Source organism: Rhizobium sp. SL86 (genome assembly GCF_026672545.1).
Classification (GTDB): domain Bacteria; phylum Pseudomonadota; class Alphaproteobacteria; order Rhizobiales; family Rhizobiaceae; genus Neorhizobium.
Genome location: NZ_JAPPRJ010000001.1, coordinates 1,244,616 through 1,264,043 on the forward strand (window position 1 = coordinate 1,244,616; position 19,428 = coordinate 1,264,043).

General features: G+C 62.0%; 26 protein-coding genes. 12 read left to right on the plus strand and 14 right to left on the minus strand.

Translation table 11 applies throughout. The annotated features are described in order from the left end of the window. Positions 1-103: 103 nt before the first annotated feature. From OU993_RS06265 to infC, 6 genes are all read right to left on the minus strand, one after another. Positions 104-379 carry a BrnA antitoxin family protein gene (locus OU993_RS06265; RefSeq protein WP_268155433.1) on the minus strand — a complete coding sequence of 92 codons (276 nt, stop codon included), beginning with the start codon at positions 377-379 and terminating at the stop codon, positions 104-106. 10 nt (positions 380-389) lie between these two features. Then, positions 390-686, minus strand: a complete 297-nt coding sequence (locus OU993_RS06270; protein ID WP_268155435.1) for a BrnT family toxin — start codon at positions 684-686, stop codon at positions 390-392. Between the two features lie 37 nt (positions 687-723). Then, on the minus strand, positions 724-1,809 hold the full coding sequence (gene pheS / locus OU993_RS06275; RefSeq protein ID WP_268155436.1) for a phenylalanine--tRNA ligase subunit alpha: 1,086 nt from the start codon (positions 1,807-1,809) through the stop codon (positions 724-726). 142 nt (positions 1,810-1,951) lie between these two features. Further along, positions 1,952-2,356: a 50S ribosomal protein L20 gene (gene rplT / locus OU993_RS06280; protein WP_268155437.1), complete on the minus strand. Its 405-nt coding sequence runs from the start codon at positions 2,354-2,356 to the stop codon at positions 1,952-1,954. Positions 2,357-2,395: 39 nt separating this feature from the next. Then, complete coding sequence (rpmI, locus tag OU993_RS06285; protein ID WP_165216076.1) at positions 2,396-2,599, minus strand: 50S ribosomal protein L35; 204 nt, start codon at positions 2,597-2,599, stop codon at positions 2,396-2,398. Positions 2,600-2,795: 196 nt separating this feature from the next. Further along, on the minus strand, positions 2,796-3,332 hold the full coding sequence (gene infC, locus OU993_RS06290) for a translation initiation factor IF-3 (RefSeq protein WP_215568157.1): 537 nt from the start codon (positions 3,330-3,332) through the stop codon (positions 2,796-2,798). Positions 3,333-3,513: 181 nt separating this feature from the next. Here infC and OU993_RS06295 point away from each other — a divergent pair, with 181 nt between their 5' ends. After that, entirely contained in the window at positions 3,514-4,308 is a 795-nt protein-coding gene (locus tag OU993_RS06295; RefSeq protein WP_268155440.1) for an alpha/beta hydrolase, read from the plus strand. A gap of 184 nt (positions 4,309-4,492) precedes the next feature. After that, on the plus strand, positions 4,493-5,059 hold the full coding sequence (locus OU993_RS06300) for a transglutaminase-like cysteine peptidase (RefSeq protein WP_268157537.1): 567 nt from the start codon (positions 4,493-4,495) through the stop codon (positions 5,057-5,059). A 100-nt stretch (positions 5,060-5,159) separates the two neighbouring features. Here OU993_RS06300 and mbfA read toward each other — a convergent pair whose 3' ends face one another. Further along, positions 5,160-6,143 carry an iron exporter MbfA gene (mbfA, locus tag OU993_RS06305; RefSeq protein ID WP_268155443.1) on the minus strand — a complete coding sequence of 328 codons (984 nt, stop codon included), beginning with the start codon at positions 6,141-6,143 and terminating at the stop codon, positions 5,160-5,162. A gap of 233 nt (positions 6,144-6,376) precedes the next feature. Between mbfA and OU993_RS06310 the strand changes: the two genes are divergently transcribed. The 3 genes from OU993_RS06310 (at position 6,377) to OU993_RS06320 (ending at position 8,261) form a co-directional block, all read left to right on the plus strand. After that, positions 6,377-7,483: a TRAP transporter substrate-binding protein gene (locus OU993_RS06310; protein ID WP_268155445.1), complete on the plus strand. Its 1,107-nt coding sequence runs from the start codon at positions 6,377-6,379 to the stop codon at positions 7,481-7,483. A 60-nt stretch (positions 7,484-7,543) separates the two neighbouring features. Further along, complete coding sequence (locus OU993_RS06315; protein ID WP_268155449.1) at positions 7,544-7,948, plus strand: hypothetical protein; 405 nt, start codon at positions 7,544-7,546, stop codon at positions 7,946-7,948. A gap of 121 nt (positions 7,949-8,069) precedes the next feature. Next, a complete protein-coding gene (locus OU993_RS06320) occupies positions 8,070-8,261 on the plus strand; it encodes a hypothetical protein (protein WP_268155451.1) in 192 nt (63 codons plus the stop codon). Between the two features lie 68 nt (positions 8,262-8,329). Here the strand turns inward: OU993_RS06320 and OU993_RS06325 are convergent, their stop codons facing one another. Continuing rightward, positions 8,330-8,512, minus strand: coding sequence for a hypothetical protein (locus OU993_RS06325; protein ID WP_268155453.1), 183 nt, complete (start codon positions 8,510-8,512; stop codon positions 8,330-8,332). Positions 8,513-8,687: 175 nt separating this feature from the next. Between OU993_RS06325 and OU993_RS06330 the strand changes: the two genes are divergently transcribed. Then, complete coding sequence (locus OU993_RS06330) at positions 8,688-9,752, plus strand: alpha/beta hydrolase family protein (protein WP_268155455.1); 1,065 nt, start codon at positions 8,688-8,690, stop codon at positions 9,750-9,752. Between the two features lies 1 nt (position 9,753). Here OU993_RS06330 and OU993_RS06335 read toward each other — a convergent pair whose 3' ends face one another. Together OU993_RS06335 and OU993_RS06340 are read right to left on the minus strand one after the other, a co-directional pair. Beyond that, positions 9,754-10,272, minus strand: a complete 519-nt coding sequence (locus OU993_RS06335; protein WP_268155457.1) for a GNAT family N-acetyltransferase — start codon at positions 10,270-10,272, stop codon at positions 9,754-9,756. Positions 10,273-10,305: 33 nt separating this feature from the next. Next, positions 10,306-10,881, minus strand: a complete 576-nt coding sequence (locus tag OU993_RS06340) for a helix-turn-helix domain-containing protein (RefSeq protein WP_268155459.1) — start codon at positions 10,879-10,881, stop codon at positions 10,306-10,308. A 195-nt stretch (positions 10,882-11,076) separates the two neighbouring features. Here OU993_RS06340 and OU993_RS06345 point away from each other — a divergent pair, with 195 nt between their 5' ends. Further along, a complete protein-coding gene (locus tag OU993_RS06345; protein WP_268155460.1) occupies positions 11,077-12,387 on the plus strand; it encodes an MFS transporter in 1,311 nt (436 codons plus the stop codon). Here OU993_RS06345 and OU993_RS06350 read toward each other — a convergent pair. After that, positions 12,356-12,757: a ketosteroid isomerase-related protein gene (locus tag OU993_RS06350; protein WP_268155462.1), complete on the minus strand. Its 402-nt coding sequence runs from the start codon at positions 12,755-12,757 to the stop codon at positions 12,356-12,358. The two genes, OU993_RS06345 and OU993_RS06350, sit on opposite strands and share 32 nt — an antisense overlap. A 90-nt stretch (positions 12,758-12,847) precedes the next feature. On the opposite strand from OU993_RS06350, the gene OU993_RS06355 reads away from it, so the two are divergent. Continuing rightward, positions 12,848-13,438, plus strand: coding sequence for a GNAT family N-acetyltransferase (locus OU993_RS06355; RefSeq protein WP_268155464.1), 591 nt, complete (start codon positions 12,848-12,850; stop codon positions 13,436-13,438). Further along, positions 13,435-14,307 (plus strand): carbon-nitrogen hydrolase family protein, encoded by an 873-nt coding sequence (locus OU993_RS06360; RefSeq protein WP_268155466.1) that lies wholly within the window; start codon positions 13,435-13,437, stop codon positions 14,305-14,307. Before OU993_RS06355 ends, OU993_RS06360 begins: the two co-directional genes overlap by 4 nt. Before the next feature lie 3 nt (positions 14,308-14,310). Here OU993_RS06360 and OU993_RS06365 read toward each other — a convergent pair whose 3' ends face one another. Both OU993_RS06365 and OU993_RS06370 read right to left on the minus strand, forming a co-directional pair. Beyond that, positions 14,311-15,549 carry an RNA polymerase sigma factor gene (locus OU993_RS06365; protein ID WP_268157539.1) on the minus strand — a complete coding sequence of 413 codons (1,239 nt, stop codon included), beginning with the start codon at positions 15,547-15,549 and terminating at the stop codon, positions 14,311-14,313. A gap of 4 nt (positions 15,550-15,553) precedes the next feature. Further along, positions 15,554-15,925, minus strand: a complete 372-nt coding sequence (locus OU993_RS06370) for a YciI family protein (RefSeq protein ID WP_268155468.1) — start codon at positions 15,923-15,925, stop codon at positions 15,554-15,556. A gap of 247 nt (positions 15,926-16,172) precedes the next feature. On the opposite strand from OU993_RS06370, the gene lepA reads away from it, so the two are divergent. The 3 genes from lepA (at position 16,173) to OU993_RS06385 (ending at position 18,587) form a co-directional block, all read left to right on the plus strand. After that, the gene (gene lepA, locus OU993_RS06375; protein ID WP_268155470.1) at positions 16,173-17,993 is read left to right on the plus strand and encodes a translation elongation factor 4; all 1,821 of its coding nucleotides are present in this window, start codon (positions 16,173-16,175) and stop codon (positions 17,991-17,993) included. 64 nt (positions 17,994-18,057) lie between these two features. Continuing rightward, the gene (locus tag OU993_RS06380; protein WP_268155471.1) at positions 18,058-18,288 is read left to right on the plus strand and encodes a type II toxin-antitoxin system CcdA family antitoxin; all 231 of its coding nucleotides are present in this window, start codon (positions 18,058-18,060) and stop codon (positions 18,286-18,288) included. Further along, a complete protein-coding gene (locus OU993_RS06385; protein WP_268155473.1) occupies positions 18,288-18,587 on the plus strand; it encodes a CcdB family protein in 300 nt (99 codons plus the stop codon). Before OU993_RS06380 ends, OU993_RS06385 begins: the two co-directional genes overlap by 1 nt. 61 nt (positions 18,588-18,648) lie before the next feature. Here OU993_RS06385 and OU993_RS06390 read toward each other — a convergent pair whose 3' ends face one another. After that, positions 18,649-19,398, minus strand: a complete 750-nt coding sequence (locus tag OU993_RS06390) for a PRC-barrel domain-containing protein (protein WP_268155475.1) — start codon at positions 19,396-19,398, stop codon at positions 18,649-18,651. Positions 19,399-19,428 lie beyond the last annotated feature (30 nt).

Genomic DNA, 19,428 nt, shown 5'->3' on the forward strand with positions numbered 1-19,428 from the left:
CGATAGAGAGATCGGTCTTTTCTAAGCAATCCGCTCTCATGGACATGCAGGCGTTTGCGATTAGCTGCGCCGGACTTCGTCTATCATCACAAAACAGACGCACTCATTTATGCTCAGCCTTCACATAGTTTTCGAGGACATCGTTGATGCGGCTTTGCCAGCCCGGACCCGTGTTTCGAAAATGCTCGACCACATCCTTGCTGAGACGAAGCCCGATACGTTCCTTGACCGGAGACTTCTGCGGGCCACGTTCGCCGCGCTGCCTGAAAAAACCGGCGAGTTCCGGAAACTCCGATACCGGTCGCGCTCGCGCCATGGTGTCGTCCGTCACTTCTGCGCTGTCTTCGCCATGAGCGATTTCATACTCGTCGAGCGTCACTCGTCCCGCGTCAACATCCGCCAGACTTGGGAGAGCGTGTCCTTGCTCTTTCGTAGACTTTGCGTTCGCGGTCATTGATCTTCCTCATCGAAATGATGCGCATCTTGCCATGTCTCGGAGTCCAGCAGACCCGACACAGGACACCGTCCAGGGAACCGGTCAAGTTGTAGCGGGTTTCGCCATAATCCTGCCGGGTGTCGACATCGATCACGACGCTCGCCGGATCGAAATAGATGACATCGGCGAAATCCAACCCACGCTCTCGAAGCGTCGCCTGTCGTTTCTCCTCATCCCACTCCAGTTCCATAGCCTACCACGCACATTTGTTTGTGGCCACAAATAAATCAGCTGCTCAATCCGCCGAACAAAGTCGGCATGTCGAGTGGGCGGAAACCGTAATGGCTCATCCAGCGCACGTCGGCATTGAAGAAGTCGCGCAGGTCCGGCATGCCGTATTTCAGCATGGCAATGCGGTCGAGGCCCATGCCCCAGGCAAAACCCTGGTATTCATCCGGGTCCAGGCCGCCGGCGCGCAGCACGTTGGGGTGAACCATGCCGCAGCCGAGGATTTCCATCCAGTCCGTGCCTTCGCCGAACTTGACGATCGGGCCGGACGAGCGGTCACACTGGATGTCCACCTCGAAGCTCGGCTCGGTGAAGGGGAAGAAGGAGGGGCGGAAGCGCATGGTGACGCTGTCCACCTCGAAGAAGGCCTTGCAGAACTCTTCCAGAATCCAGCGCATGTTGCCGACATGGCTCTTTTTGTCGACGACCAGACCTTCCACCTGATGGAACATCGGCGAATGGGTGGCGTCGGAATCCTGGCGATAGGTCTTGCCGGGAATGATGATGCGGATCGGCGGCTTTTGCGCTTCCATGGTGCGCACCTGCACCGGCGAGGTATGCGTGCGCAAAACCTTGCGCTCACCCTTTTCATCCGGCTGGAAGAAGAAGGTGTCGTGCATTTCGCGGGCGGGATGGCCTTCCGGGAAGTTGAGGGCCGTGAAGTTGTAGTAGTCCGTCTCGATATCCGGACCTTCGGCGATGGAGAAACCCATGTCGGCAAAGATCGCGGTGATCTCGTCGACGATCTGGCTGATTGGATGGATACGACCACGCTCGGCCGGCGAGGAACGCACGGGCAGCGTCACATCGAGCGTTTCGGCCGCCAGACGGGCATTGATCGCGGCATCGCGCAGCACCGTCTTGCGGGCGTTGAGCGCCTCGGTCACCTCGGTCTTCAGCGTATTGATGGCGGCGCCACGGGACTGGCGCTCCTCCGGGCTCATGGCGCCCAGCGTCTTCAGGAGTTCGGAAACGGAGCCTTTCTTGCCGAGGGCTGCAACACGCACGGCTTCCAGCGCCGTCTCTTCGCCAGCGGCCGCAATTTCCGTCAGAAGCGAGGTTTTCAGGTTTTCCAGATCGGACATGGTGTCTTCCGTGTGATGCTCGGCAAAGTTCGGGTCAGTGACCCTGACGTGCGATCGTAACAATCCAATGAAAAACCCGCGCCAGCCCAAACCAGCGCGGGTTTCCCAAATCTACGAAGCTTACAAGCCTGGGAAGCGCTGGTTAACGAACCGCGCTTTCAAACTCGTTGGTCGTGCCGGCTTCCTTGAGGTACTCGAGTGCCTTCTTGGAGGCATCGACCAGCGCGTTGAACGCAGCCGGCTCATGGATGGCCATGTCGGAGAGAACCTTGCGGTCCACTTCGATGCCAGCCTTGTTCAGGCCGTCGATGAAGCGGCCGTAGGTCAGGCCGAATTCACGGACGGCAGCGTTGATACGCTGAATCCACAGAGCGCGGAAGTTCCGCTTCTTGGCGCGACGGTCGCGCGTCGCCATCTGGCGCGAACGATCGACGGCAGCCTTTGCGGCGCGGATGGTGTTCTTGCGGCGGCCGTAGAAACCCTTGGCTGCCTTGAGGGTCTTGGTGTGCTTGGCGCGGGAGGTTACGCCACGTTTTACGCGTGCCATGTCATGATCTCCTTAGTGATCCAATAAGCGAATGGGGTCTCAGAGACCGTTCGGCAGGTAGTTCTTGATAACCTTCTTGCCATCGGGTTCGGCAAGGATCATCGTGCCGCGAGCATCGCGGATGAACTTGTTGGAACGCTTGATCATGCCGTGGCGCTTGCCGGCGGCAGCTGCGACAACCTTGCCGGTTGCCGTCACCTTGAACCGCTTTTTGGCGGACGACTTCGTCTTCATCTTGGGCATTTTGCTACTCCATAGTTCTTGTATCGGAACCGGCTGACGAGGCCAGCTCCAAGCTATTCAAAAACGGCCACGGCATGCCCTGCCGGACCGTTCGGACGGGCGCTTATAGCGGCACATACCGCAAAGCGCAATGGGGTTGAGTCGGATTGCGATGACATGACCGGTGACGGCGATGGCCGGCAACCGGAGGCTGGCCTCACCGGGGGGCCAGCACCATCATCATCTGACGACCTTCAAGCTTCGGCTCGGCTTCCACCTTGGCTATTGCCGCGGTATCTTCCTTCACCTGAAGCAGAAGCTTCATGCCGAGTTCCTGGTGGGCCATTTCACGACCACGGAAACGCAGCGTCACGCGAACCTTGTCACCATCTTCAAAGAAACGGTTGATCGCCTTCATCTTCACCTCATAGTCATGGGTGTCGATATTCGGACGCATCTTGATTTCTTTGATTTCGACGATCTTCTGCTTCTTGCGCGCTTCAGCCGCCTTCTTCTGGTTGGCGTATTTCAGCTTGCCGAGATCGAGGATCTTGCAGACCGGCGGGTCGTTGTTGGGAGAAATCTCGACCAGATCGAGACCCGCCTCTTCCGCCATCTTGAGCGCCTGATCTGTCGGCACGATGCCGAGGTTTTCACCCTCTGCGTTGATCAGCTGAACGCGGGGGATGCGGATTTCCCGGTTTGAGCGCGGCCCGTCCTTGACTGGAGCGTCGGCTTTAAAAGGTCTGCGAATGGTCGTATTCTCCTAGAATTGTCCCTGGATCGCAACGGCGATCATCTGCGCCCGGCGCAATAGCGGGCAATGTCGTCAACGCTGCGGCGAAGTCAATAGCATATTTTGTCCGGGAAATCACCTGCTGCCGGCATTTTGCGAATCTGTTTTATAGAGTGCCTCAACAGAGATGGAGGCAGACATGACCGCAACGCAAACAACGCCGGAGCTTCGCACCCTTTCCGTCGGCCCTGCGGGCGACGAACGGGCGATCGCTGTGCTGCACCGTCCGGCAGCCGACGGCGGCCCGACCCAACTCGTCTGGCTCGGCGGTTACCGCTCCGACATGACGGGAACGAAGGCAGTCGAGACGGACAGGCTGGCGGCGGAGCTCGGCCTTGCCTGCCTGCGCTTCGATTATTCAGGCCACGGCCAGTCCGGCGGCGCCTTCCGCGATGGCACCATCTCGCGCTGGGTGGAGGAATCGCTCGCCGTGATCGACGCCCATCCGGCCGAGCGGCTGATCCTGATCGGCTCGTCGATGGGCGGCTGGATTGCGCTTCGTGTGCTGCAGGAGATCCACAAACGCGGCACCGGACCAAAGGTGGCGGGTATGGTGCTGATCGCGCCTGCCCCGGATTTCACCAGCGAACTCATCGAACCCGCTCTTACGGACGACGAACGCAGGCAGCTCTCCGAGCGCGGTTATTTCGAGGAAAAGTCCGACTACAGCCCGGAGCCCAACATCTTCACGCAAGCGCTGCTGGACGACGGGCGGCGGAACCGCGTGATGACCGGGATGATCGAGACGAAGTGCCCGGTGCACATCCTGCAGGGCATGCGCGACGAGGACGTGCCCTACCGGCACGCTATGACGCTCATCGAGTTCCTGCCGGCCGATGACGTGGTGCTGACGCTCATCCGTGACGGCGATCACCGCCTCTCACGCCCCCAGGATATCGAACGCCTGCAGGCGGCGATCCGGGCGATGGCCTGAGCTCGAGAATAAGCTGCTGCTAAAATGCAGCAGTCTTAACCATAAAATGCGAGAGAGGCTGTTAAGACTTCGTTCATAATTGACACCCGGCCCGTCTGGATCTTAACGTTTCGTTAGGATTTGAAGGGACGGGTCCATGATGAATGCCCTCAAGGCGCGGCGCTTTGCCGTGGCTGTTGTTGTTATGCTTGCTCCGGCGACCGCTGCCATTCCGGCGCCGCGCTCGTTGGCTCATATGACCACCGGTCAGATCACCTCGCAGCCGATCGGCCATTACGAATTCTGTCAGGCGAATCCGGACGAGTGCAACCAGCGCTTCGCCTCCGCACCGGCGCCGAAAGTGACGGAATTCGGTTGGTCCGCCATTCGCGACATCAACACCTCGGTCAACCACCGCATCGAAGCCAAGACGGATTTCGAGGTTTATGGCCGCGAAGAGGTCTGGGCCTACCCGATCACCGCCGGCGACTGCGAGGATTATGTGCTGGAAAAGCGCAGGGAACTTGCCGAAAAGGGATTTTCGCTCGCAGACCTCTTGATCACCGTCGTGCGCAAGCCGGATGGCGAGGGCCATGCCGTGCTGACGGTTCGCACCTCGGATGGCGATTACATTCTCGACAACCTGACCGACGACGTGAAGCTCTGGACCGATACGTCCTACACCTTCCTCAAGCGCCAGGCCTCTTTCAATACGGGGCGCTGGGTGACGATCGAGGATGGTCGCGAGATCGTGGTCGGCGCTCTGCGCTGAGCGACCGCCGACTCGACGGGGTCGACGCCTGCAATCAGCAAATCAGAAGGCCGGCACGAGCCGGCCTTTGTCGTTCATGGATGCTGCGGCGTGGGCCTCCTCACCCGTTGCCGATCAAAATGCCCGCCGCGAGAACCAGCGATCCGCCGAAAACGACCTGGAAGACCGCCCGCAGGAAGGGCGTTTCCATGTACTTGTTCTGGATGAAGGCGATGGCCCACAATTCAATGAAGACGACGATGGCCGCAACGATGGTGGCCGTCCAGAAATGCGGGATGAGATAAGGCAGCGCGTGCCCGAGACCACCGACGGCCGTCATGATGCCCGAGGCAAGGCCACGCTTCAGCGGCGAACCGCGACCGGACAGCTTGCCGTCATCATGCGCGGCTTCCGTAAAGCCCATCGAAATGCCGGCACCGACGGAGGCCGACAGGCCGATCAGAAACGTCTGCCAGGTATCCTGCGTGGCGAAGGCGGCGGCGAAAATCGGCGCGAGCGTCGAGACCGATCCGTCCATCAGGCCGGCAAGGCCCGGCTGGACATAGGTCAGGATGAACTGACGCCGCTCGGTCTGGTTCTCCTCCTCCCGCACCTCGTCCGGCGCATGTTTTTCACCCAAGCGGTGCGCGATTTCACCATGTCCCTGTTCGGCAAGTGCCAGATCGCCCAGCAATTGCCGTGTCGCGGCATCGGTGACGCGCTTGGCTGCTTCCGTATAAAAACGGAAGGCCTGGGCTTCCATCAGTTCGGCCTGGGCGCGGATTGTCTCCAGCGACAGGTTGGTCATCAACCAGTCGGGCCGGCGCTGATAAAAACCACGCACATGTTCACGCCGGATCAGCGGGATCTCCTCGCCGAAACGCAACCGGAACTGCGAGATCAGCATGTTGCGATGCGCCTGTTCCACCTCTGCCATGTCGCGGAAGACCTTGGCGCTGTCGGGCGCCCGGTCGGCGAGCGAGGCAGCATAGGATTGGTAGATGCGGGCATCCTCCTCTTCCGAGGAAATGGCGAGTGCGAGGATTTCCGCTTCACTCAGACTTTCGAAGGGGCGGCGGCCGTTGCCGCGAAACAGATCCAACATAGGACGGTCCTTTTTAGAATTATTCTAATTCTAAGCCACGGCACGCGGATTTCAAGAGGGCGCAAAGAGGCGCGGCGCGGACGCAAGGAACCGATCAAAATGCGAGTGAGGCACGCAATTTTCTGCCATTTCGCCTTGCAGGGCAGGCAACAAAGTGGTTTAGCACCGGCAAGCGTGAGCTTTTGCTCACACTCCGTTCTTCCATGGCCGTCAATTCAAAGGTATCGCGTAACATGAACCGCAGATCATTCTTCCGCCAGGCCGGCGCTGCCGGCGTTGGCGCGGCTGCAGCCACCGCTCTGGCCGCACCGGCAATCGCCCAGGAAAACCCGGAAATCACCTGGCGCCTCACCTCCTCCTTCCCGAAGAGCCTGGACGTGCTGTTCAACAGCGCCACCGAAATCGCCAAGAGCGTCTCGGAAGCGACCGGCGGCAAGTTCCAGATCCAGACCTATGCGGCCGGTGAAATCGTGCCGCCGCTGCAGGCCGCCGATGCGGTGGCTGCCGGCACGGTCGAGATGGCGCATACCTGCGCCTATTATTACGTCGGCAAGGACCCGGCCTTTGCGCTCGGCACCGCGATCCCCTTCGGGCTGAATGCGCGACTGGCCAATTCCTGGTTCTCCGTCGGCGGCGGCAACGAGTTGATCAACGAATTCCTCGCCGGCTACAATCTCTATGCGCTTCCGGCCGGCAATACCGGTGCGCAGATGGGCGGCTGGTTCCGCAAGGAAATCAAGACGGTTGACGATCTCAAGGGCCTGAAGATGCGCATCGCCGGCCTTGCCGGCCAGGTGATGGCCAAGGTTGGCGTGACGCCGCAGCAGATCGCCGGCGGCGATGTCTATGCCGCGCTCGAAAAGGGCACGATCGACGCCACCGAATTCGTCGGTCCTTATGACGATCACAAGCTCGGCTTCTACAAGGTCGCGAAGTACTACTACTACCCGGCCTGGTGGGAAGGCGGCCCGACCGTGCATGCCTTCTTCAACCTGGAGAAGTTCAACGCCCTGCCGAAATCCTACCAGCGTGTGCTGACGGATGCCTGCGCCCGCGTGAACGCGCTGATGCTGGAAAAGTACGATGCGCTGAACGCCAAGGCACTGCGCGAACTGGTGGCGGAAGGCGCGATCCTGCGTCCGTTCAGCCAGGACATCCTGGACGTCTGCTACAAGGCCGCGCAGGAAACCTATGCCGAGATTTCGGCCAAGAACGCCGCCTTCAAGAAAATCTACGACAGCCAGCAGGCCTTCAAGAAGGACGGTTACCTGTGGCTGCAGATCGCAGACTACAGCTTCGACACCTTCATGATGATCCAGCAGCGCAACGGCACGCTCTGATCTCCGACGACAGGCCGCGCGGATTGCCGGCCTGTTTTTTTTCGGATCTCCCGCAGTTTCGTGCGGGAGGTCCGGCCGCCCCTCACCAGCCGCAATGCGATGAACGGGACAACAAGACGACTGAAGTTCGTGGTGATCGGCCCTGCTCCTTTCCTGAAGGAACGGACACGGATGTTCTGGTCGCAGGCCTCTATCGATCTCCTCGGCCCGGTTGCCGCGACCGATCTTGCCGTGACGCCGCTCGATGAGGATCTGGATGGCGCCATCATCGATGTACGTTATGAGGCGGACATCCTGCTGTCGGTGATCGACATTCTCCAGGCGCAAAACATCCCGGCACTGTTTGCAAGCCCGATGTCGCTGACGGCACATCTGACGGGCGGTTTCGTGCTGTCACGGGATGCGGACGATATGGCCGCCATCGTCAGACAACTGTTGGGCGATAAAAACGTGACATTGCATTAGCATTTTCGGTTGCACCCTGGGCTTGCTCGCGTATGCTGGAACAATGACCAGGAGCAGGCTTAGCCCCACCGTGGAAAGCGGATTTTATCCCCATATCCTCGTGCCCAGAGACCTGGACACGATGGAACTGGTTATTCGCTCCGTGCTTTTCGCCTGCCGCCACAGCAGCACGCCCGTGGAACCGGAACAGACCGCGCGGCTCGTTCTGCGCCTCTATCGCATGGGTCTGACCGATCCTGAAAAGCTGTCGATCGTGGTCGTGAAGCTGATGTCCCACAGGGCTCTGTTGTCACGCAACGCGCCCATTCGCTAAGACCCGGGTTCTAGAAGACTGCGTGCGTCTCCTTGACGTGAGGGCTGCTTTCGCAGCCCTCCGCACACTCAAAGCCGTGAATCGCCGCCGGTGTTCGGCCGCGCCTTGGCACCGACCCGGTCATTGCCGTTCATCGTCTTGCCATCCGGTTCCTGGCCGTAATAGGTGCCGCCGAGATGGCCGCCGGCGCTGGTGTTCTTCACCTGCGCCTTGGCGCGGTCCTGCTGTTCCTTGACATTCGTCTTGCTCATGATTTGCCTCCGTGTTGGCGGGGGTTGACCTTGACCAACCGCCGGGGCGCCAGAAGGTTCCGCAGATCCCGCCGGCCCGGATCACGATACGGGACGACCTAAAACATGTTTCAGGTCGAGGCCTTCCGCACAAAACACCAGTCTGACCTCGTCTCTTCACCAACGAGGTTTCCCCATGAAAAGGCTAGTTCTTCTCACCGCCCTCCTGACCACCGCCTTCCTGCCCTGGACGGCCTCTGCCGAAACATCCGTCGGCGCGACCACGATCCACGTCCCCTCGCCGCAGCGTGACAAACCGCTGTCGGTCGATGTCTGGTATCCCTCGGATGCCAAGGCGCCGGAGGTCCTGATCGGCGACAACCGCATCTTCACCGGCGCGCCGGCCAAGCCGGATGCCGCGATCAATCCGGGCCGCTATCCCCTGATCCTGCTCTCGCACGGCTCCGGTTCGCGCGCCCAGGGCATGGCCTGGATCGCCGCACGTCTCGCGGAACAGGGGTTCATCGTCGCCGGCCCCGATCATCCCGGCACGACCAGCGGCGATTCCACACCGATTGCCACGCCGCGCATCTGGGAACGGACGCAGGATCTGTCGAACATCATCACCTGGATGACCGGCGACGCCCGTTGGAAAGGGTCGGTCGATGCCGCAAAGATCGGCGTCATCGGCTTTTCGCTTGGCGGCAGCACCGCGCTGGAACTGATCGGTGCGCGTGCCGATCTCAATGCCTATGCCGATTATTGCGACCGCTACACGATGATGATGGATTGCCAGTGGTTTGCCGGCGGCTTCGGTTTCGTCGACGGCAAGCGGGTCGCCTCGCCCGTCGTGAACCTGCGGGAATTCGACAAGGCGCATTTCGAGCAGTCCAATCTCGACCCACGCATCACCTCCGCCGTGATCGTCGATCCCGGTCTCGCCACCGCCTTTAGGGCGGACAGCCTGAAGGCCATCAAGGCGAAGACAACCATCATCAATCTCGGCAGCCCGGGCGGCGTGCCCGTCGCCGTCTATTCCTACAAGCTGTCCGGCGAAATCCCCGGCGCGCAATATCACCAGATCCCCGGCTCAAACCATTTCAGCTTCCTGCCGGTCTGCAAACCGGGCGCGCAGGACTTCCTGTCGGAGACGGGCGATGTCGATCCGATCTGCGACGGCAAGGGCCTGCGCGACCGCGCGGAGGTGCATAAGGACGCGGAAAAGCTCATTGTCGAGGTGTTCGAAAAGACGCTGAAATAGATCAGCCGATCCGTTTGTAGAACAGCGTGGTGTCGCAGAACCCGCCCTGCGGCCAGAGCGCATAATCGGGAATGACGCCGGCCTTTTCCCAACCGAAGCGGGGGTAGATCGCCTCCGCTTCGCTGCCGGTTGCGGTGTCCAGCACCAGCAGGGTTCGCCCGCGGCGGGCTGCCTCCTCCTCCACCGCCGCCATCAGTCTGCGCGACAGGCCCAGTCCGCGTGCCGAGCGGTGAACGAGGAGTTTCATCAGGTCGCCCCGGTGCGGCTGATTTGGCTTTTGTGCCAGCCCCACCTGCACTGTGCCAACGACGCGCCCTTCGTGTTCGGCGACCGCCAGGATGGTGTGGCCGGCTGCGACACTTGCCACGACATCCTGCCAGTAACCCAGCGCATCCTTCGGCTCGAAGGGCAGCATAAAGCCCAGGGAGGCGCCGCCATTGATGCAATCGGAGAGCACTTCGCTGAGATCGGACAGCAAGGGCGCGGCATCTTCGGCGGAGACGATACGGATCACGGACATCGGCAGACGACTTTCTTCGGTTCCTGGGAGTGGTCAGCGTCCGCGGTCGAGAATGACGGCGTAACGCACGGGTTTGTCGGTCGGGTTATGAAACTGGAAGGCGTCGCCAATATCCATGAAAAGGCAGTCGCCGGTTTCCAATCGGTGGGTTTCCTTGGGAAGGATCATCTCCAGCACGCCCTCGAATACCCAGATCTGCTGGGTCATGGAGCGGCTTTCCTCGCGCGGCGGAAAGCTCACGCGCGCCCCCGGCGGAAAATCCACTTCGACGATATCGACCCGCGAGGGCATACCGGGCGGGGAGATCGAGCGGCGCAGATAACCGGTAAGGGGATCGCGCCACAGGCGCTGATCCTTGCGCCGCACCAGCGGTGCGCGGCTCGGATTGTCGGGTGCAAAAAACTCCGACAGCGACAGGCCAAGCGCTTCGCACAACCGGGCCAGCAGGGCCGCCGTCGGGCTCGCCTCGCCCCGTTCGATGCGCGAGATCATTGCACGGCTGACGCCGGAGGCGGTCGCCAGCTGGTCGAGCGTGAAGGCTTGGCGCGCCCTCAGCGCCTTCAGCCGGTCTCCCAGCGCCCCTTCGAACTGTTGATCTGTCTGTTCCATGGTCCGATCATGCAATTCCACTATAGTGGAGTCAAGGGACCACATGATGGAAATTTTGCCGCCAGCCGATCAGGGCGCGGCGTCTTTACGACAGCCACGCGGCATGGCAATGCGGTATCATTGATCGAACTCCACGACTCTTGCCCGGATGGCCGGCGCTGGTCTCGTCGCTGTTTGTGTGTTTGCGGAGGCGTCATGCACGGCCAGCCTGAACGGGGAGCATCCCCGCTGTCGATTGCCAGCATCGTGGCATCGATGACGACCGCGGCAGTCGGTAGCGGCCTGATGTTTGCCTATAGCCCCTATATGCTGTCGCTGTCGCCCGATGCGGCCTGGGCGCCGGGGGCGGCAGTCACCGCCGTTGCCTTTGGCGGACTGGTGGGCTGCGTGGTCACCGGACCGCTGATCCAGCGTGTCGGCCATGCGCGGCTCTTTGCCTGCTCCATGGCGATCGTCATCATTGCCGCCGCGCTGATTGCCTCGAACCTGTCGGTCACGCTGTGGATTCTCGCCCGCGGTCTCTATGGGGCAGCCGCCAACTGCAATTTCATCATCGCCCAGAGCTGGCTCAACCATGCCGCGTCCAACACCTGGCGCGGACGGGCCATGTCCTTCTTTTATATGGCCTATGTGCTGGGGCTTGGCTGCGGCGCCTGGCTGTTCGGACAGATCCCAACCTCCGGCAACCTGACGCCGCTTCTGACGATCTTCTTTACCGCGCTTGCCATCCTGCCGATCGGCCTGACGCGCCTGCCGAACCCGCCGGCACCGGCACGGGTGAATGTGGACATCGGCATGGCCTGGCGGATCTCGCCGGTCGGCCTGATCGGCGTTCTGGCCTCCGGCGGGCTTTCCATGGTGGTGCAGGGTTTCGTGCCGATCTATGCGACGACCAACGGGGTCAGCCAGAGTGAAGTGGGCCTCCTGATGTTCGTGATGCAGACCGGGCTTCTCTTCGTCCAGTATCCGCTCGGCATCCTTTCCGACCGCATGGACCGGCGGCGTGTGCTGTTGATCACCTGCGCCATCATTCTCAGCGCCGGCACGGCGGCGCTGTTTGCCTCCTTCGCCCAGATGCTGCTGTTCATGCTGATCTTCCTGGTCTTCGGCGGCGCGATCGAGACGATCTATTCGATCGCCAACGCCCATTCGAACGACCGCGCCGATCCGGGCGACTACGTGCCGCTCTCCAGCACGCTGCTGGTGGCATGGTCGGCGGCGGCAACCGTCGTGCCGCTGGCTGTGACCGCGCTAATGCCGGTCTTCGGCGATAAGACCTTCATCGGCGCGGCCCTTCTGGTGGCGGCGGCCTATCTTGTCTTCACGCTGTGGCGGCTCAACGAACGGGACCCGGTGCCGGAGGACGCGCGCGAGACATTCGAGCTGCGCAGCGCCCAGCTTCCGAACGCTGCCCTGCTGACCGATCCGGTTGCCCTGTCTGCCGAGGCCGACAGTCAGCGCGATGACGCAGCCGTTACCCCTGAACCTGGGCAATCCAGTCGTTGAGACTGTAGTAGTTGGTGACACGGCAAACCTTGCCGCCCTTCAGTTCGAAGAAGGCGCCGGCCGGCAGCCGGTAGGTCTGGCCCTTCGCCTCGGGCAATCCCTCGTCCGTCGCGAGATAGGTGCCGTTGACGATGAATTCGGCTGCAGCGCGCGTGCCGTCCTCGTTCGCCATGATCACGATGTCGGTCAACGTTTCCTTGTAGCAACGGTTCATGTGCTCCATGAAGGTCGCAAAGGCCGGCTTGCCCACCTGCCGTTCGCCCTGATTGATGTCGTGCACGACATCCTCGGCCAAAAGCGCCAGAAAGGCCTGCATGTCCTGGGCGTTGAAGGCATCATAATAGGCGCGGATGGTATCGCTGGCAGTCATTCGGCATTCCTCTTGGTAACAACGGATCGGAGACTTGGACGGCGGGACGGTGGAGGGTATAAACCGGTCAAAACGGACTGAACATACTCTATGGCGATCACCATCACATCCTATTCCGGCCGCGACGCGACAGCCTTTGTTGACGACCTGGCGCGGCTGAGGATCACCGTCTTCCGTGAGTTCCCCTATCTCTATGATGGTGATGCCGCCTATGAGCGACATTACCTGTCCACCTATGCCCGCTCCGAAGGATCCGTTTTCGTTCTGGCCGCCGATGGCGAAACGATCATCGGTGCCGCTACGGGCACGCCGATGGCCACCGAAACGGACGAGGTGAAGGCGCCCTTCCTGGCGGCGGGCCGAAATCCGGCGGACATCTTCTATTTTGGCGAAAGCGTGCTTCTGCCAGCCTATCGAGGCCGGGGCATCGGTGTCGCCTTCTTTGATCAGCGGGAAGCCCAGGCACGGCGTCTCGGCCTTTCCACCTGCACCTTCTGCGCCGTGGAACGTCCGGACGATCATCCGCGGCGGCCCGCCGATTACAGGCCGCTCAACACCTTCTGGGCGAAGCGCGGTTACCTGCATCATCCGGAGCTTCGCACGCATTTCTCCTGGCGCGACCTGGATGAGGCGGATGAGAGCCCGAAACCTTTGTCCTTCTGGTTGAAGACGCTGCCATGACCATCACGCTTGCCGCCTGCCAATATAAGATCGAGCTGATCGAGAGTTTCGAGGCCTACACGGCGCATTTGACGGCACTGGTGGAAGAGGCTGTCGGCCAAGGCGCGGACCTTCTGCTTCTGCCGGAATATGCGGGTCTGGTGCTGACCGGGCAGCTCGATGCCACGACACGCTCCGACCTGCACGGCTCGATTGCCGGCATCCAGCCGCTGGTGCCACGTTGGATGGATCTGTGCGAACGGCTTGCGCGGCGCCATAAAGTCATCCTGCAGCCGGGATCGATGCCGGTGAAGGACCCGGACGGTGAATTCCGCAACCGCGCGCCGCTTTTCGGTCCGGACGGACTGATCGGCCATCAGGACAAACAGATCATGACGCGCTTCGAGCGGGAGCAGTGGCAGATCGCCGCCGGTCTGGACGGGCTGAAGGCCTTCGACACGCCGCTCGGACGGCTCGGCATCCTGATCTGCTACGACAACGAATTCCCGATGCTCGGGCGCAGGCTGGCGGAGCTTGGCGTGGAGCTGGTTCTGGCGCCCTCCTGCACCGACACGCTGGCCGGCAGCTACCGCGTGCGGATCGGCGCGCAGGCACGGGCACTCGAAAACCAGTATGCCGTGTTGTCAGCCCCGACCGCCGGCACCGCACCCTGGTCTCCGGCGCTCGATGAAAACCGCGGGCGCGCCGCCCTTTACGTGCCTTCCGACTACGGCATGCCGCCCTCCGGCATTGTGGCCGAAAGCGATCACGACATGGTCGAGGAGAGCCATTGGCTGATCACCCGCATCGACCTTGCCGACGTCGCACGGCTTCGGACCGAGGGACAGGTGGCGACACGGCGGGACTGGCCGGAACAGTTCGGGGCATGATCCTCACCCGCCCAGGAGCAGGCGCTGTTTCTGCAGCAGAAACAGGCGCTCCGCCTCCCCCGGAGACAGCGCCAACGCGCGATCATAGGCGGTGTTCGCCTCGCGATCCCGCCCCAGGCGCGCCAGAAGATCGGCACGGGCGGCGTGAAAGGGCAGGAATTCTGCAAGCGTGGTTCCATCCAGCGCGTCGAGTTCTGCGAGAGCATCGTTCACTCCCTTCACCTCGGCAAGGGCGACGGCACGATTGATCCGCACGATCGGATCATCGCGCAGCTCGACCAGAATGTCATAAGCCGCCAGCACGGCCTTCCAGGGGGGCGGGTCGGCCAGCGTCTTGCGGCCGCACCACAGCGCGTGGATCATCATCTGCAGGATGCGCGATCCAGGCCCCGACAGTCCGAGCGCACGTGCGCAATAGCGGCGTGCCTCTTCGATCAGCGGCTTCGACCAGAGCGCCGGATCCTGCTCGGCAAGCGGCACCATGACGCCCTCAGCATCCATTCTGGCCGGACGGCGCGCTTCGGCAAAACGAATGGTGGCGGCCAGCGCCAGGACCTCGGCCTCGCGCGGCAGCATCTCGCAGAGGAGTGCCGTCACCTCGAGCATTTCACGGGCAAAGCCTGCGTGGCGGCTGGAGCCGGCGGCATCCTCATGCGCCTTGGCATAAGCGACCTCGAGAGTGGACAGGACTGCGGCGAGCCGCTCCGCCCAGTGTTCCGGCCCCGGCACTTCGAAGCTGATACCGGCTTCGGCGATCTTGCGTTTGGCGCGCACCAGCCGCTGGGCAAGCGTCGTTTCCGACACCAGGAAGGCGCGAGCGATCTCCTCCGTCGTCAGGCCGCAGACGAGCTTGAGGGTCAGCGCCGCCCGGCTGTCGGGCCCGACGGCCGGATGGCAGCAGACGAAGATGAGCTTCAGCCGTTCATCGGGAATGATCGCATCATCGCTCGCCAGCCGATCCTCGGCGGTCGGCGCCGGTTCCGGTTCGTTCGGCCGGTTGTCCGCGCGGATGCGCCGGCGCCTCAGACGATCGAGCGCCGCGCGTTCGGCGACACGGTAGAGCCAGGCGGCGGGATCGCGCGGCAGGTCCTGTCCCTCGTCACCCCAGGCCTTCACCGCCTTGAGGCAGCTGTCGGCAAAGGCCTCTTCCGCAAGATCAAGATCGCGGTAACGGGCGGCCAGCGCCGCACGAATGCGCCCGCCCGCCGCCCGGAAGGTCTCGTCGAGAACCCCTGCCCGCATCACCTCAACGCTTCGCCGCCAGGCCCGGTGGCATCGGCAACAGGGGGCGGACCTCGATTGCGCCATCCTTGCCGAGCGGCACCTTTCTGGCGATCGCGATCGCCGCATCAAGGTCCTCGGCTTCCACGAGATAGAAGCCGCCCAGCTGTTCGCGCGTCTCGGCAAAGGGACCGTCATGGATGGTCTGCTTGCCACCCGTGGTGCGCACGGTGGTCGCAGCCTCCGTGCCCTTCAGCCCGGCGCCCGCGCGCATTTTCTCGCCGAGTTCATGGCTGAAGGCGAAATGGCGCGGCCCGAGATCGGCCATGATCGGGCCCGTCTTGTCCGGACCGCCGAAGATTTCCTCATTCTCGTAAATCAGCAGCATGTATTGCATCGATTTTGCCCCTCCTGCGGGCCCCTGCGGCATCGTCCGTCGATGCCGTCGATGAAGAGACGCGGCTCCGATCGCGGATTCGACATCGGTCGCAAGATTTTTTTGGCCCGGCGTACTATCGGCGACGCAATGGCGCCTGGCAATCTCCGCACGCGCTGTTCCACCCACGCCAAATCCGCCGCGATCGCCTGAAAAACCGCATCTTTCCGCTTTGCGATACCGAGGCTCGCTGCTATATGCGCGCACCATGAGCACCGATCGCACGCCCCTCGACCATATCCGCAATTTTTCCATCGTCGCGCATATCGACCATGGCAAATCGACCCTGGCAGACCGCCTGATTCAAACGACCGGCGGATTGGCCGAGCGCGAGATGAGCGAGCAGGTGCTGGACTCGATGGATATCGAGCGCGAGCGCGGTATCACCATCAAGGCCCAGACGGTTCGCCTGCACTACAAGGCGAACAATGGCGAAACCTATGTGCTGAACCTGATCGACACGCCCGGCCACGTCGACTTCGCCTACGAAGTCTCCCGCTCGCTGTCGGCCTGCGAAGGTTCGCTGCTGGTCGTCGATGCCTCCCAGGGCGTCGAAGCCCAGACGCTTGCCAATGTCTACCAGGCGATCGACAACAACCACGAGCTGGTCACGGTTCTGAACAAGATCGATCTTCCGGCGGCCGAACCGGAGCGCATCAAGGAACAGATCGAGGAAGTCATCGGCATCGATGCCTCCGACGCCGTGCTGATTTCGGCGAAGACCGGGCTTGGCATTCCCGATGTTCTCGAAGCGATCGTCCACAAGCTGCCGCCGCCGAAGAGCGAAGGTGGCGAAAAGGCGCCCCTAAAGGCGCTGCTGGTCGACAGCTGGTACGATACCTATCTCGGCGTCATGGTTCTGGTGCGCATCATCGACGGCGTGCTGGTGAAGGGCCAGCAGATCCGCATGATGGGCACTGGCGCGAAATACGGCGTGGAACGCGTCGGCGTCTTGACCCCGAAGATGGTCAATGTCGACAGCCTCGGCCCCGGCGAGATCGGTTTCATCACCGCCTCGATCAAGGAAGTGGCCGATACCCGCGTCGGCGATACGATCACCGATGACAAACGCCCGACGGAAAAGGCCCTGCCGGGCTTCAAGCCGGCGCAGCCGGTGGTGTTCTGCGGCCTTTTCCCGGTCGATGCCGCAGACTTCGAAGACCTGCGCGCCGCCATGGGCAAACTGCGGCTCAACGACGCCTCCTTCTCGTTCGAAATGGAAAGCTCGGCCGCGCTCGGTTTCGGTTTCCGCTGCGGTTTCCTCGGCCTATTGCATCTCGAAATCATCCAGGAGCGCCTGGAGCGCGAGTTCAACCTCGACCTCGTCGCGACCGCGCCCTCCGTCGTCTACCAGATGACACTGACCGACGGCACGGAGAAGGAACTGCACAACCCGGCCGACATGCCGGACGTGGTGAAGATCGAAGAAATCCGCGAACCGTGGATCAAGGCAACCATCCTGACGCCGGACGAATATCTCGGCGGCATTCTGAAGCTCTGCCAGGACCGACGCGGCATCCAGACGGAACTGACCTATGTCGGCACCCGCGCGATGCTGACCTATGAACTGCCGCTCAACGAAGTGGTGTTCGATTTCTACGACCGCCTGAAATCGATCTCGAAGGGTTATGCCTCCTTCGATTACAACATCATGGATTACCGCGAGGGCGACCTCGTGAAGATGTCGATCCTCGTCAACGGTGATCCGGTGGATGCGCTCTCCATGCTGGTGCACCGCTCGGCAGCCGACCGGCGCGGGCGCGGCATGTGCGAGAAGCTGAAGGAACTCATTCCGCCGCACATGTTCCAGATCCCGATCCAGGCCGCGATCGGCGGCAAGGTGATCGCGCGTGAAACGGTGCGCGCGCTGCGCAAGGACGTGACCGCCAAGTGCTACGGCGGCGACGCCACCCGCAAGCGCAAGCTTCTGGAAAAGCAGAAGGAAGGCAAGAAGCGCATGCGCCAGTTCGGCAAGGTGGAAATCCCGCAGGAAGCCTTCATTGCAGCGCTGAAGATGAACGACGAGTGAGGCTTTTCAGCGCCGCATTTCTGCGACATACTCCCTGTCCTGAACCTGGACGGGATGTTTTCCAATGGTGCAATCGGCGCGCAAAAAAGGTGACGTCGCGATCGACAGCCGCCTGTTGGCGGAAGCGCGCGACCTGAAGCTCGATATTTCCCGCGCGGCCGAGGACGGTCTGCAGCGCGCCATCCGCGCCGAAAAGGAACGGCTGTGGCGGATCGAGAATGCCGAGGCGATCGCCGCGGAGAATGCTTACATCGAAAAGCACGGTCTGCCGCTCGCCAAATATCGGATGTTCTGATGGCGCGATTTTCGGTCTACCGATCTCAGGAGCAGGATATCCTGTTGCTCGATCTGCAGACCGACATTCTGAACGCTTTGAAGACACGAGTCGTGGTACCGCTCTACAAAATTGAGGCGATGTCCTGGTCCATTGGACGGATGAATCCCCGATTCGACATCAACGGCCAGCGTTATGTGATGGCAACGCAACGGCTGGGTGCGATCAGCACCAGCGAGATTGGCCCCCTCGTCGCAGATCTTTCGCCACGGGCCGACGACATCACCGCGGCAACTGATTTTCTCTTCCAGGGTTTTTGACGGCAAAAGGCCCCGCGGCGAAACCGCAGGGCCTGTTGTTTGTTCAATTCGGCTGGTCCGCTTAGCGGGCCGGCGTCATGCCTTCAAAGGCCGGGGCCTGTTCCAGCTGTTCGCGGCTCACGTTGAGCACGATGCGCTCCGGCAGGCCATCCTCACCGATCTGGGCGTTGTTCTGGCCCGCCGCAGTGTTGGCGGCCATGTTCTGGCCGGCTGCGCCCGGCTGAGCGGCGTTCGGGTTTGCCGCGGTATTGGCGCTGTTTGCCCCCATGCCGGCACCGCCAGCGGTGGTGTTGGCGCCCGGCACCGGGTTCGACGTGTTCGCGCCACCGGTGGTGGACGCCGTCGTCTCGCCGGAAACCGCCGGGGAATTGGCTGCTGCGGCATTCGCTTCATCCTGCGTCATGCCCGGGCCGAGCTGCAGGGCACTCATCTGAACCGCGACATCCTTTTCGCCGATGCCGAGGAAACCGCCGACGCCGATGATCACGGCATTGACGCTGCCATCCTGGCTGACGAGGACATCATTGATTTCGCCGATGTTTTCACCTTCGGAACCGTAGACTGTCTTGCCTTCCAGGTCGCTCACGCGCCAGGCGCCCTGGTTCGGAACCTCGACAAACGGGCCGCCGGCCTGCGTCATGCGCGGGCTGTCGGCCATGCCGCCGCGGGCATTGTTCTGGTTGGTCATCGTGCCATCCTGCGCGGCCGGCGCCGTGCCGGGTGCTGCAGGTGTGGTCGTGCTCGTCTGCGCCAGTGCGGCGAACGGCAGTACGGTGGAAAAGGCGAGAGCGGCGATGAGTTTCTTTGTCATGGTAGTCCTCCAGGTTCATTGGAACTGAGG

Coding starts and splice junctions, on each gene's coding strand:
- OU993_RS06340 (WP_268155459.1), bottom strand. CDS start 10,881: ATGGAACAGACAGATCAACAGTTCGAAGGGGCGCTGGGAGACCGGCTG.
- OU993_RS06370 (WP_268155468.1), bottom strand. CDS start 15,925: ATGCAATACATGCTGCTGATTTACGAGAATGAGGAAATCTTCGGCGGT.
- rplT (WP_268155437.1), bottom strand. CDS start 2,356: ATGGCACGCGTAAAACGTGGCGTAACCTCCCGCGCCAAGCACACCAAG.
- OU993_RS06270 (WP_268155435.1), bottom strand. CDS start 686: ATGGAACTGGAGTGGGATGAGGAGAAACGACAGGCGACGCTTCGAGAG.
- rpmI (WP_165216076.1), bottom strand. CDS start 2,599: ATGCCCAAGATGAAGACGAAGTCGTCCGCCAAAAAGCGGTTCAAGGTG.
- OU993_RS06310 (WP_268155445.1), top strand. CDS start 6,377: ATGAACCGCAGATCATTCTTCCGCCAGGCCGGCGCTGCCGGCGTTGGC.
- OU993_RS06365 (WP_268157539.1), bottom strand. CDS start 15,549: ATGCGGGCAGGGGTTCTCGACGAGACCTTCCGGGCGGCGGGCGGGCGC.
- OU993_RS06330 (WP_268155455.1), top strand. CDS start 8,688: ATGAAAAGGCTAGTTCTTCTCACCGCCCTCCTGACCACCGCCTTCCTG.
- OU993_RS06350 (WP_268155462.1), bottom strand. CDS start 12,757: ATGACTGCCAGCGATACCATCCGCGCCTATTATGATGCCTTCAACGCC.
- OU993_RS06335 (WP_268155457.1), bottom strand. CDS start 10,272: ATGTCCGTGATCCGTATCGTCTCCGCCGAAGATGCCGCGCCCTTGCTG.
- OU993_RS06320 (WP_268155451.1), top strand. CDS start 8,070: ATGGAACTGGTTATTCGCTCCGTGCTTTTCGCCTGCCGCCACAGCAGC.
- mbfA (WP_268155443.1), bottom strand. CDS start 6,143: ATGTTGGATCTGTTTCGCGGCAACGGCCGCCGCCCCTTCGAAAGTCTG.
- OU993_RS06355 (WP_268155464.1), top strand. CDS start 12,848: ATGGCGATCACCATCACATCCTATTCCGGCCGCGACGCGACAGCCTTT.
- OU993_RS06300 (WP_268157537.1), top strand. CDS start 4,493: ATGCTTGCTCCGGCGACCGCTGCCATTCCGGCGCCGCGCTCGTTGGCT.
- OU993_RS06345 (WP_268155460.1), top strand. CDS start 11,077: ATGCACGGCCAGCCTGAACGGGGAGCATCCCCGCTGTCGATTGCCAGC.
- OU993_RS06380 (WP_268155471.1), top strand. CDS start 18,058: ATGGTGCAATCGGCGCGCAAAAAAGGTGACGTCGCGATCGACAGCCGC.
- lepA (WP_268155470.1), top strand. CDS start 16,173: ATGAGCACCGATCGCACGCCCCTCGACCATATCCGCAATTTTTCCATC.
- OU993_RS06295 (WP_268155440.1), top strand. CDS start 3,514: ATGACCGCAACGCAAACAACGCCGGAGCTTCGCACCCTTTCCGTCGGC.
- OU993_RS06360 (WP_268155466.1), top strand. CDS start 13,435: ATGACCATCACGCTTGCCGCCTGCCAATATAAGATCGAGCTGATCGAG.
- OU993_RS06325 (WP_268155453.1), bottom strand. CDS start 8,512: ATGAGCAAGACGAATGTCAAGGAACAGCAGGACCGCGCCAAGGCGCAG.
- pheS (WP_268155436.1), bottom strand. CDS start 1,809: ATGTCCGATCTGGAAAACCTGAAAACCTCGCTTCTGACGGAAATTGCG.
- OU993_RS06390 (WP_268155475.1), bottom strand. CDS start 19,398: ATGACAAAGAAACTCATCGCCGCTCTCGCCTTTTCCACCGTACTGCCG.
- OU993_RS06385 (WP_268155473.1), top strand. CDS start 18,288: ATGGCGCGATTTTCGGTCTACCGATCTCAGGAGCAGGATATCCTGTTG.